At 40.1% G+C, this 12,622-nt stretch carries 11 protein-coding genes; 7 read left to right on the top strand and 4 right to left on the bottom strand.

The annotated features are described in order from the left end of the window. Positions 1-40 precede the first annotated feature (40 nt). A complete protein-coding gene (locus SDEN_RS17280; RefSeq protein ID WP_011497745.1) occupies positions 41-295 on the top strand; it encodes a DUF6500 family protein in 255 nt (84 codons plus the stop codon). Positions 296-743: 448 nt separating this feature from the next. Here SDEN_RS17280 and SDEN_RS17275 read toward each other — a convergent pair whose 3' ends face one another. Continuing rightward, entirely contained in the window at positions 744-1,946 is a 1,203-nt protein-coding gene (locus tag SDEN_RS17275) for an IS4-like element ISSde1 family transposase (RefSeq protein WP_011495916.1), read from the bottom strand. Positions 1,947-2,001: 55 nt separating this feature from the next. Here SDEN_RS17275 and SDEN_RS17270 point away from each other — a divergent pair, with 55 nt between their 5' ends. The 5 genes from SDEN_RS17270 (at position 2,002) to SDEN_RS17250 (ending at position 5,661) form a co-directional block, all read left to right on the top strand. Next, complete coding sequence (locus tag SDEN_RS17270) at positions 2,002-2,256, top strand: hypothetical protein (RefSeq protein WP_041405877.1); 255 nt, start codon at positions 2,002-2,004, stop codon at positions 2,254-2,256. Between the two features lie 2 nt (positions 2,257-2,258). Further along, positions 2,259-2,765, top strand: a complete 507-nt coding sequence (locus SDEN_RS17265; RefSeq protein WP_011497744.1) for a hypothetical protein — start codon at positions 2,259-2,261, stop codon at positions 2,763-2,765. Between the two features lie 184 nt (positions 2,766-2,949). Continuing rightward, positions 2,950-3,927 (top strand): hypothetical protein, encoded by a 978-nt coding sequence (locus SDEN_RS17260; RefSeq protein WP_011497743.1) that lies wholly within the window; start codon positions 2,950-2,952, stop codon positions 3,925-3,927. Positions 3,928-4,172: 245 nt separating this feature from the next. Continuing rightward, positions 4,173-4,766, top strand: coding sequence for an alpha/beta hydrolase (locus tag SDEN_RS17255; RefSeq protein WP_083759664.1), 594 nt, complete (start codon positions 4,173-4,175; stop codon positions 4,764-4,766). 283 nt (positions 4,767-5,049) lie between these two features. Further along, on the top strand, positions 5,050-5,661 hold the full coding sequence (locus SDEN_RS17250; RefSeq protein ID WP_011497741.1) for a DUF2238 domain-containing protein: 612 nt from the start codon (positions 5,050-5,052) through the stop codon (positions 5,659-5,661). Positions 5,662-5,805: 144 nt separating this feature from the next. Here the strand turns inward: SDEN_RS17250 and SDEN_RS17245 are convergent, their stop codons facing one another. After that, positions 5,806-6,819, bottom strand: a complete 1,014-nt coding sequence (locus SDEN_RS17245) for a hypothetical protein (protein WP_011497740.1) — start codon at positions 6,817-6,819, stop codon at positions 5,806-5,808. Beyond that, the gene (locus SDEN_RS17240; protein WP_011497739.1) at positions 6,820-8,895 is read right to left on the bottom strand and encodes a winged helix-turn-helix domain-containing protein; all 2,076 of its coding nucleotides are present in this window, start codon (positions 8,893-8,895) and stop codon (positions 6,820-6,822) included. 128 nt (positions 8,896-9,023) lie between these two features. On the opposite strand from SDEN_RS17240, the gene SDEN_RS17235 reads away from it, so the two are divergent. After that, positions 9,024-10,394, top strand: coding sequence for an FG-GAP repeat domain-containing protein (locus SDEN_RS17235; RefSeq protein WP_011497738.1), 1,371 nt, complete (start codon positions 9,024-9,026; stop codon positions 10,392-10,394). Between the two features lie 192 nt (positions 10,395-10,586). On the opposite strand, the gene SDEN_RS17230 is transcribed toward SDEN_RS17235, so the two are convergent. After that, positions 10,587-12,422, bottom strand: a complete 1,836-nt coding sequence (locus SDEN_RS17230) for a DEAD/DEAH box helicase (RefSeq protein ID WP_011497737.1) — start codon at positions 12,420-12,422, stop codon at positions 10,587-10,589. Positions 12,423-12,622 lie beyond the last annotated feature (200 nt).

The following is a 12,622-nucleotide window of genomic DNA, read 5'->3' as shown; positions in this document are numbered from 1 at the left end:
AAGAAGCAAATATTCACTCATAGCATAAGCAAGGATCCCTATGCCCGCTTTACTTAAACAGTCAGTAACTCCGTTATTACCAAAACGATTAAAAGAAAAAGCCATTCAAGTTTGTCATAAGAAAATTGCCCAAAAAGGCGATAATGTCGGCCTGTCTTTTTATGCCTTTTTTGCCAATAAAAATGATGACTCTGAGCTATTAATGCAAGCCGCTACTTGGTGGATCCAAACCCACCAACTGGATCATTTCGAAAAAGCCCACAAGATAATCAAGTTGCTGGAAGCAGAGGGGTAATGGGCAGTGAAAATATTAAAAGCATAGTTAGTAGAAAGATACCTGCCATGTAGAATGTAAAGATAACATTTCCTCTTAAGAGGTGATCCATGAGCACCATGATGAACCTATATACGAGGCTATCGGCTATGGTTACCACAAGAGTGGGTGCTTTAGCTGCAATAATGGCAAACAAAAGGGTCGATATTGGTTTAATTCACTCATGTGATTCAGCCACTGAGCGAGTGCATTATATTAGAGTAAAAAACTAGCACCTTCATTGCGTAGAATAAATGACAGGCCTAACAAATGCTGTGTAATGTTAGTTGGTAAAATAATAATATCACCATAAATCAATGTGTTAAGATGGTTAGATGTCTTTCTAGGTGCTTGTTACACATATAGAACCCAGCCAAAATTATACCTCATAACTTTACAAACCATTAACCATGAGTGCTGGCGGATCCCCTCATAATTTAGGTCTGCCAGCGGTATGAACCAGTTTGATATATTCGTTTAATGCCCAGTAAATTATCGATGCTTTTAGTGTGTATTTTGGCCTTCGCCGCACTTCTTTTCCTAATCTTACAACGGATAATACAGCGCGATATTTGATGCTGTTAGCTTGGAAATCCTTCTGCCAGCCAAGATGCCTCGCGGCTATGCCTATACACCACAACAGTATTTCTGCCAGCATAGCGATAAGCAACAATACATCATATCGCTTTGGACACCGACTGCGACTTTGCCTCAATCCCATGCCATATTGTGGGCTTTTTAAATCCCGAAAGGTTTCTTCAATTTGCATGCGTTTAGCATATAGCTCAACCACTTTTGCTGGATTGAAGTATTCAGGCGGTAAGTTGGTCGCCAGCAGCCACGGCTCCTTACTGCCTAAGCGATAACTCTTTTGTGCGGTGTGGTTTCGGCCCGTTTTTGAAGAGCGCTTATCTTTACGTAATTTGGACTTAGCCTTAAATAGATGTAAATGGCAGCTTAGCGGTGATTTACGTGCAAGCTGAACATTACCTATGTATTTAGCGGTTGAGTTTGCTTTTGAGTAGAGTGATTTATTTGAATGCCAAGTGGTTTGCCCGTGGTGCATAAAGCTTACATCGCCTCGCACTCTGCCAAGCCAGAACCAGCCATAGCGCTCAACTTCCCTAAACCAGGTATTGCGATAGCCTGCATCGGTGACAATCAGAGGACAACAACCTTGAGGTAAAACGTTGGCAAGTTCAGCGAGAAAAGCATTATGGCTGCGAGGTGCGTTGTAGTCCTCAAACAAGAAAGTCCGTTCATACAGAGTCACAGAGCGACCTTGAACGCTGATGGATGCGCGTAGCGTCATTATTCGAAGCTGTTCACGGACATCAGACCAATCGACGAGAATAATAGGCATAGGGTTTGCGCCACAAAGATAGCGAGCATGCCACTGATATATTGTTATTTTATCTTGAGCTAAGTGATAATTACCTAAGAGTCGGTCAATACGTTTAATGTTGTGTTTAGCTGCCACGGAGCCCGTAATATTACGACCAAGCTGAGTAAGTGATAGTTGATTACCATCGAGGAGTGACTCAGTGGCAACCATCAGAGAATTAAGTCGTTTTTGGTGTATTTGAGGGCATTGTTTTTTGATTAAATCGTGTAAGATATGGATATCACGCATGGTGTTAGATCTAGTAGGTTTTTGGCGAAATTGATTAGATCAGATAGCACCATGCGTGTCTACTAAATTGAAAATAAAAGCAATTATCAGGGGATTCCCTAGGTCTGTTATAAGAGGGGGAGATACAGGGCTTTTGTTTGTTGGATTGCACGAGTTTGGTCATGTCGTTGGTAGGCAATATAGCAACATATGGGATGCGGATAAAAAAGAGCGATTTGCTAATTCATTTGCAAAGAAACACTATCCCAGAAGGCTATCAGGAACAGATGTTAATAAGAAAGATATTAAGTTTGCAAAAGGGATAGATTAAAAATGAAAAAATCAATTGCAGTCTTATGGTTGATGAGTTTGCTTATGGCCTCTAACGCACTTGCTAGTAACTACCACTATGATAACTATGCATTTGATGCAGAAAGTGAAGGTAAACCAAGTTATTTTTATTTCAACTTAAAAGATTCATACACACTGGATCCTACAAATGAATATAGAAGCTTAGTTTTATGTAAATCAGAAGGAAAATACTTCTGTGTTAAAGATGGTCTGTTTAACTTTGCGGTTCCTATTGGCCCTTTGAAAGTTGGGGGTAATTGGACGATAGATGGCAGAGAGTTTGCTGTTAAGAAAGAGGTGGAACTAAAACTACTCGGTAAATCTGAGCAGACTTATTTAATCAACTCAAAAATTAACAAATATATAAAGTTTCAGTTTTTTTACTCAATCGAACATGGGCTGTTAGCATTTTCAATCACATCGCTGGATGACGACAATACCGAAATGTATTTTTTGCGTGAGGAGAAAGGGCTAGGCAGCCGTAATTGACCTGAGGCAGTTGATAACAAAGTCCGCATTGCGGGCTTTGTTGTCTCTGGCCTAGGCTTCCAGCTCGTTCTAGTAATTAACATGGCCACCCATTATTATTAATTAACATGGCCACCCATTATTATTGGCGAAATTGTGAGCATTACACTAAGCTTTAATTATCATTCTTTAATGGTATAGACAGATGGCCAGACCCAGAAAAACCATAGTGAGCTTGGATGATACGCCATATTATCACTGTTGCTCTAGAGTAGTACGTAAAGCCTTTTTGTGTGGAATTGATAGTGCCACGGGTGAGAACTTCGAGCACAGGCGTGCTTGGGTTGAAGGGCGAATGTTTGAGCTTGCCACTATTTTTGCTATGGATATTTGTGCCTATGCAGTGATGAGTAATCATCTGCACATAGTGCTCAGAGTGGATGCTGAACAAGCGAAACAATGGACTGATAAGCAAGTGCTGATCCAGTGGCATAAAGGGTTTAAGGGCACACTGTTAACTCAGCGATTTGTAAAAGATGAAGTGTTAGACGAGTTTGAGCTAAAAACGGTAATCGATTCAGTGGCTGTGTATCGTGAACGCCTGACAAGTATAAGCTGGTTTATCCGAGCACTGTGTGAACCCATCGCTAGAATGGCCAACAAAGAAGATGGTTGCACAGGGCATTTCTGGGAAGGACGTTTTAAGTCGCAAGCTCTGCTCGATGAAGCCGCGGTATTGGCCTGCATGGCCTATGTTGATCTTAACCCTGTTCGTGCCAAGATGGCGGCAACACCAGAAACTTCTGATTACACAGGTATTCAACGGCGCATTAATGCTGCCCTTAAAGGTGAACAACCTAATGAGTTACTGCCTTTTCTCGGTAATGAGCGTGACAATATGCCCAAAGGGTTGATGTTCAGCGCCAAAGACTACCTTCTCTTGGTGGAAGACACTGGCAGAATTATTAGGGATGACAAACGCGGTGCCATTAGCCGCAGCAGTCAGTATATTCTCGACAGGCTCAATATTCCCACGGAAAACTGGCTAAAAATAACTAAAGATTTTGGTCACTTATTTAAAGGTGCAGTAGGGTCGCTTCAAGCCTTGAGTCAATACTGTGAACACCTTGAACGTAAACGACGACAAAGCGCGGCTAATTGTCAGCGCTGGTTGTGTGGTTGAAACGCAATCTTGTATTTCGTTATTTTAAACGATGAGGAATGACAGTAAAGGCTTATAAAATATATGCTTAGGTTGTTTTGCTATTGCCTGGAACCAGTATTCAACGCAGATATTTTGTTTATTTTATTACTCATCATCCATTTGAACCGCGGTTTATCGGTCATTTTGCTTTTAAGTTATCTCCCTTGTTTTATCGCAAATGCAAATGGCATTATGTTGTTGTTTTAACATGGCTGGCCTGATTTATTTTTTTTAAATATAGACTTGCGCCAGAATACCCTTACCCAGCGGCGCACGATGATGTGTATAAAGCCACATTGGCCATCAAACAATCGGGTTCAAAATTTGGCAATACAGACAGGATTATATTTGTGGGTGATAGCGCAGGTGCTCAATTAGCCTTGATAACATCGCTTAGGTTGAGAAATCAGCAAAATTGGTTGCCGCAAAAACAAATATTGATTTACCCCATGCTGGATCCCGATGGCAAGTCACCAAGCTATCTTGCCAACGGTAGTGATTACATCATCACGGCTAACATGTTGCTATCAGGCTTTGCTATGTATATGGGTGACAAGGCTAAGCATAGCGCCAACCCAGAGCTTTACCCTTTGGATCAAGCTGATTTTAGTGGCCTACCTTCGACCTACATAGTTACGGCGGAATTTGATCCATTAAGAGATGAAGGCGAACAGCTTTACAGGGCATTGCTGACCGCAGGTGTCGAGGCATATTGCCAGCGATATTTAGGTGTCATTCATGGTTTCTTTCAGCTGTCAGGCGTGAGCCAATCAGCAGTGAGCTGCATGGAGAATATCACTAACCAGATAAAGGCATAGTTCACTTTCCGTTCTTGAAGCATGGGCTAATGAGCAGAAGTAGCAATCGTAAAACGCTGCTTGGGCATCAGACTGTCATCCTTGCTTGTGATGCTGGCTTTGGGCTATTTAAACGCTTTACAAGCAAGGCTTAGAGTCACTAGTATGGCAGCTCTGGCTTCTGCATTAACTTCCTGAGTTTTTAGATTAAAAGCTGAGCTTAAGCGCGTTGGAAGTTTGGCTGTCGCAAGCTAAGATTTTAAGTATCAGGTATTGGGCATTTATATTTTGGAGCAAGAGCGCAATGGACATGAGCAGTAAGAAAATTAACATTCTATGGATAGTCATTTTTACCGCCACGCTAGTTTGGTCTGGTATCAACCCAAAAGATCAATTTACTTGGTTTCTTGAGGTGGCGCCGGCGCTGATTGGCGCAGGATTGTTGGCTGTGACCTATAAGTCGTTTCGGCTCACACCTTTGCTGTATGGGTTTATTCTGCTCCATTGCTTAGTCTTGATGATTGGCGGCCATTACACCTATGCGGAAGTGCCTTTTTTCGATGGTCTCTTTGGCGCCGAAAGAAACAACTACGACAAAGTGGGTCACTTCTTCCAAGGCTTCGTGCCTGCGCTATTGGCAAGAGAAATCCTATTGCGTAAAAGCGTGGTGAACAGCAAGGCTTGGCTTAATTACATCATAGTGTCCATCAGCTTAGCTTTTAGCGCATTTTATGAATTAATTGAATGGTGGGTTGCCTTGGCCACAGGTGAGAATGCGGAAGCATTTTTAGGCACCCAAGGCTACGTGTGGGACACTCAGTCCGACATGGCGCTGGCACTCTTGGGGGCGATTTGTGCGCTAGTATTCTTGAGCCTACCTCATGACCATCAATTAAAAAAAATCGCTAACGCCTAGCAACATCTGCTTGCGCATTACAGTGAAAACAGGGACATAAGTGTCCCTGTTTTCATGCTATTGGATTAACAAGTCTGAAAGTTAAAGCTTGATAATATGCGACACGCTATTCCAGCGCTTCCTCATTGACACCGAGCTTTAGATTTAAGCCGCTTGCTCTTCATTTTGTACTTGGAGCGCTTGGCGAAGTTTTTCGGGGTTCTTGACGCTTAAATGTAAAGTGTCAATTTTCTCAGTGAGTTGCCCTAGGCCGCCAAAGTACCATTGGGGCTTTTTGAAATGGATACTGATATTGGTATATTCGCCTCTGCCAAGCATAAGTTCGCCTTCTGCAATGTGTTTAGGCTTAAGGCTTGCTGTTACGCTGTCGATATTATCGAGTTCAATCGCCATAAAGCCCCAAATAGCATTGTTTACCACGAGTTTGCTCCGCAGGAAATACAGTGAGTAATGCTTAGCGAGCCTATGATTGGCGACCAGCATAACAAGGCTTAGACTGAGTATTGAAGATACGATAATGGCCGCAAGCAGACTCCAGCTGATCAGTATTAAATAACTAGAAATACAAGCAAAAAGGCAGCTACTAAGCATTAAGCATAGGTGCCAAGGTTTAGCGCTCCATAAGTTGATGGAGCTAATGGCAGCTGGGTGATGACGGGAAAACCAAGGAATGGCGTAGTACCAATTGGTGGCTTCGCTGGCAAGAATAAATCCAACAGAGAGTTTCTTTTCATCATCACCATAAAGCTCTAGCACGCCGACTCTGGGATCGCCGTTAACGTTTCTTACTTTAAGCAAACCGCGCACTATACTGACAATAAGATACATTTCAATGATGATTAGCACCCCTATAATGGGATAGCGCAGCCAGGCAATAAATTCAAAATAGTGGGCAATATCGGCGGGGAAACTTAGGCGAGCAATCAAGCTGCTTAAGCTGAAAATAACCAGTAGTTTCCACAGTTTTTGCTCACCGACTTTAATGATGCAATACCAATAAGCTAAGGGTAATAGTGCAAAATAAACGGCAGTAATAATGCCTAAGCTTAGCTTATCGACCTCTGTGGTTAAGGTTTCAGGAGTCCAATGCACTCCGAGAGTGACGCTTATAATGGCAAAAAGTATAAAAATGAGTCGAAATTTAACCTTAGACCGCATCTATTTATCCTTGTTAAGTTGAGTATTATTTTGTTGTGATTGCTCTAATAAAATAATTTGAGCATTGTCTTCAATTAAATGATCATAAATAATGAACGGGTGTCCATCTCCGCCAATTTGAGTTACCACACTGTTTTTGGGTAATTGATAAAAAAATTCTACTTTCTTAGTATTTAAGTTATACCGCATTACTTGTGAGTTTTTCTCGTATTTGACGACGTAATACAACCAATCAGATGTCAGCATTAGTCCTCTTGGGAACGTTTCAGCATTCAATTCGAATAGATTGACAATACTTTTAGCCTCAGCATATTTGTTTTGACTCATTAAGTGCCCGGATGACATATTTACGTAAATCAGATCATTATTTTTGGTCTGTTCTTTTGCATACATACCAGCATTCATGGCTATTTTGGTATGTTGGTTTGACTTGATATTAAAGCTTGATAAAGTGTATTGTCCATCTGAGATATAACTATAGATTATATTTTCACCATTGCTTGACCAGTTTAATAAATATGAGTTTTTAGGAAAATCATATTTGTAGTTAGAACTTTCAGGTTTTAGATTTAAAATTATAAGTTGCTCTAAAATATTTGATTTGTTCAAAAATGCCAGTTTTTTTAAGTCAGTTGATAATAAAGGTTGGCCTAAGCTGTTAGCTTTTTCTAGTGTTATTTGCTGTGTTTCTCCGTGGTGAGAACTCCAAATCTCAAACGCACCTGAACGATTAGATACAAAGTAGAATGTTTGTAACTCTCGAGAGTAAATTGAATTTATGTCGATAGCATTACTGTTACTAACTTCAATCTTCCCTCCTAGATCTGAATGGCCAATGATAATGTTTCTTTTCCAATTTTTATATACAATTGTCGATGCATCAAAATTTGATGAAGATAAGTCAGATTGAAACTCACCCAAGGGGTTGCTCGGGTTTTGTAGTAACGTATTCTTGTTTAAATTTAATGACCAGATAGAAAATTGGCCATCTTTCTTCCCCGAAATCAACAACTCATTTTTTCCATGAGGTTCTATATCTAAAATTGAATAAAAATTTTTGTTTACTCTGTGGGTAGATAGCTCTTTCATGTTGTATTTTTTTAAGTGTGGATTTCTTGTTTTTATATTGCTAACAAAGAACAAATATTCATCGTTATAGCTGAATTTTGGTAGGCTATGATTTTCATTTTTATCTTTAGGTATTATTAAAGTTTTATTTGAGCTGTTGTCATCTATTGTCACTACCTCTATTGTGTTGGTTCCCTCATGAAGATAGTTTATTGCAATGATTTTATTTGACTTGGATATGTCGTATGACATTATATAATTATCTTTTAATAAGACAGTGTGCATTAATCCTGTTTTTATATTGTGTTTAATAATCTTGCATTTTTCTCTTTTACATTTTAAGTAAAGTAATTCCTCACCATTACTGGCCCATTTAGGATAGAGGTAGTTAGCGTCTTTTTTTGTTATTTCTGTTCTTTTATTGGTGGCTGAATCAATTAATACCACTTGGTTTAGTTTGTCTTCAGATGATGATGATTGTACAAGTAGAATTTTTTTAGATAATCCAAAGTTAGGCATTTTAGAATAAGTGTCTGGTTGAGTAATAGCTGTGGAATGGTATTTTTCATTTCCTTTAATATCAGTTATGAGTAGATTTTTTTGCCAGAAGACCAATGTTAACAATATCATGGTAGTTAATATTGCATAGAGAGTGTTTTTTTTGATTTTTGTTTTTTTGTGAGTTTTGATATTATTTTTATTATTAATATCATAAATAAAACAATAGCCTTTTTTAGCTATGGTCTCGATAAATATTGGGTTTTGGGCTGAATCATTCAAAACTTTTCTAAGTTCAAATATTGCCCTGGTGACAACATCTAGTCCAACTACAGAGTTAGGCCAAAGATTAGTAGCAATGTATTCACGGCTTATGACTTGTCCACGATGTTGGATTAAAAAACATAAAATCTCCATGATTTTAGGTTCAACTTTAACCTGTACACCATTCAACTCCAGTTTATTGTGCTCTGGGTACACTAGGTATTCAGCTAATTTAAAACTAACCACTAGAACTTCCTTTGTTTAACTTGTTGTTTCTTATTGTAAAATTTAAAAATAATATTTTCATTATCATCAAATCATTGTACGGTAGCCACATGGTGATTACAACACAAGCTTCTACAAGGACATACTATATGGATTTTACAATGATAAAAAATAAAGCAAAATTGTTTTTTTTAATTAGCCTCATGGCATCGAGCTTAAGTACTGCATCCGTTGCAGATATTATTAGCATTGAGATAGGAGGAAAGGGAACAATCAATGCATCTGAAGCGAGTATAACTTGTGATGTAAATTGCATAATTGAGAATGATCTTCCATTAAATACTTTGATAGCAACACCTAAGGATAATGGTAGCTTTTATGGCTGGACAGGGCAGATGTGTGATTTTGGTGACCAGCTTATAGTAAATGAGACTGAATCCATTATCACGAGAACAACTGGCGGTTCCAAAACATTAGTTAGTGCAGATATTAATGGAGATGGGTTTATTGATCTGGCCTCAATTCAACTTTTTAATGGGAAGGTTACCACTTTAATAAATGATGGCTCAGGTGAATTTAAGCAACATGTAGTAGTGACGAATTTGAATTATCCTACAGCGTTAGCTTTTTATGATTGGGATAATGATGGAGATCAAGATTTAGCTGTTGCTGAATTTGGAAGTTCAAAAATTAAATTATTTTATAATAATGGTAATGGGGGGATGGAGTTCAATCGAGATATTATTATTGAAGGAGTAATGCCATATTCAATATCCATTACAGATATAAATAGTGATAAGCAGCCTGATTTAATTATTTCCTCATTCACAGCCGATACGAGTGGTGATTTGTTTCAATTAGTCAATAGCATAAAAAATGAAAACACTAGCCTTTATGTTAATGATAATAATAATTTTACCGTTATGAATAAATTGTCAGATACTGCCGCTATGACACTTGACTCTTATCTTCAGGAAGATTCTGAAAAACTTATTGTTGTTGCTGCAGAAATAATTAAAGGTGACGTTGCACTTTATACCATAGATAAAAAGGATGTAATTAGAACATTGGTTGATTCAGTAGGTGCAAGTTATGGTGTTGCTTTCGGTGATGTGGATAACAATGGCTTGATAGATATTCTTGCATCCTATTATAGGCCATCAATTTTGGGACTATATTACAACCAAGGGAATAATACCTTTTCAGCGATGCACACTATAACAAGAAAAACTGAGGGATTAACAGCAACCTCAATTGCTGATTTTAATAATGATGGATATGATGATCTGGCAACAGGGGAGTTCAATAGTGACAAGTTTTACTATTTCCCAACAAAAAGTTATAAAGATTGTATTATAGAAAAAGGGAGTAACATTTCATTGATGGCAACCTTTAGCCAGGCTAGTCAACCTCAAGAGGTTATCGTGCCTAATTCAGAGTCTGCATCAGGAGGTTCTATTTCTCTGTTTATATTATTAAGTATTTTATCTTGTATGTTTATTAGAGTGAGATATACGTAAAACTTTAATAGGCATATTTATCTAGCGTTGATAGTTGAAATTATGTCTAATTATCTTCGACGCTGACCACTGCATAACAAAAATAGTTTGGGTGGTAGAGTCAATAAGATTGCTACTAAACGCTGACTAGATAAAAAAGGAGCCTTTCGGCTCCTTTTTTCGTCACTTGACCTTAAAAACGCGGGCTATTGATTAGCCGTTATCTCTTGGCTTACGTGGACGACGTTCAGCACCTGCTGGACGGTCGCCACGTGGACGGCTTGGACGATCGCTACGTGGTGCACTGCTGCGACCTGAGTCAACGAACGTTTCACTGCCTGCTTCACGCAAGTTTAATGCACGGCCACAGACACGGACTTTACGTAAGTGCTGCAGTACATCTTTTGGCATACCATCAGGCAAATCAACGGTAGTCACTTGATCGTACAATTGGATTTGACCTATGTAACGGCTGTCTAGGTTAGCTTCGTTAGCGATTGCGCCAACAATGTTACCTACACCAACACCATTATCACGACCTACATCGATAACATAACGGTTCATCTTCACGTCTGGGTTATCTTTAAGGCCTTCTGGGCCACCAAAGCTAGTAGGCGCTGGACGTGCATCACGACGTGGACGCTGGCTGCGTTCGCCGCGGTCACCACTACGTTCACTGCGCTCGCCACTACGTTCACTGCGCTCATCACGAGAATCACGCTGACGCTCTTGGATGGCAGGTAATTGCAGCGGACGTTCGGCTTGTACTTGCTGTAAAAGTGCAGCGGCAAGTAAATCAGTATCAACTTCTAGCTGTTGGCATAATTCGGCAACTGCACTCTTCATGAAGTCCAAGTCACCATTTAAGGTTTCTTGAATTAGCTCGCCTAAACGAGACAAACGGCGCTCTGCCACTGACTCAGGGCTTGGCACTTTCATGGGAGCGATGCGGCTGTTGGTGGCGCGCTCGATAGTGCGCAGCATGCGCATTTCACGGCTAGTCACAAACAAAATTGCCATACCTGTACGACCAGCACGACCAGTACGGCCGATACGGTGAACATAAGCTTCTGTATCATAAGGGATATCGTAGTTTACTACGTGACCAATACGTTCAACGTCTAGACCACGAGCCGCAACATCTGTTGCAATTAGAATGTCTAATTTGCCACGCTTAAGCTGATCAACGGCGCGTTCACGGGCTTGTTGATTCATGTCGCCATGGAGTGGCGATGAAGCATAGCCGCGAGCTTCTAGCTTTTCAGCTAACTCAACACAACTATTACGGGTACGAACGAAAATGATAACACCTTCAGTGTTTTCAACTTCTAATACGCGCACTAGGGCTTCAAGTTTGTTGTGCTGTGATACTTGTACGAAACGTTGATCGATAGATTCAACTGTCGTTGTGCTAGCAGCAATGCTGATGTTCACTGGGTTGGTTAAATGCTTAGCAGCAACACGCTTAATTTGCTCTGGCATAGTGGCAGAGAAAAGGGCAAGTTGGCTGTCTTTTGGCTTATGCTCTAATACCCATTCGATATCATCGATAAAGCCCATTTTTAGCATTTCATCAGCTTCATCAAGCACGAGTGCTTTTAATGAATCTAATTTTAAAGTGCCACGACGCATGTGATCCATTACGCGACCAGGAGTACCAACAATCACTTGTGGTCCACGCTTAAGGGCGCTTAATTGCTGATGCATGCTTTGACCGCCGTAAATCGGCAGTACGTGGAAGCCTTTCATGTGTTTAGCGTAGCTACCGAATGCTTCGGCAACCTGAACGGCGAGTTCACGTGTTGGGGCTAGGACTAAAATCTGTGGTGCATTGATTTTCATGTCCACTTTATTTAGTAACGGCAGAGCGAAGGCGCCAGTTTTACCTGTACCTGTTTGTGCCTGACCGATAATATCTTTACCCGCCATAAGCGGATCGATACTAGCAGATTGAATTGGGGTAGGGTTTTCATAACCTAGCTCGTCAAGAGCACGCAACAAATTCTCAGACAGGCCGAGTTCGCGGAAAGTTCTTTCATTGGATGACATTGGGTTGTAGCCTTGTGGATGGCGCAAAATATCGCGCTGGAAGTTTCACAGACAGAAAATCAACCCCGTGTCGATTTCCCGCAGAAAGGGTGAATTATAGCAGCGTTTCTTAAACTTGCCTATGCTAATCTGAATATATTTTTAAATATTGATTAAAACTGGCCTGATTTTTGACAAGCATAGCTATACAAGCTCACTGA

Source organism: Shewanella denitrificans OS217, from assembly GCF_000013765.1.
Classification (GTDB): domain Bacteria; phylum Pseudomonadota; class Gammaproteobacteria; order Enterobacterales; family Shewanellaceae; genus Shewanella; species Shewanella denitrificans.
This window is presented reverse-complemented; position numbering and strand designations above follow the sequence as displayed.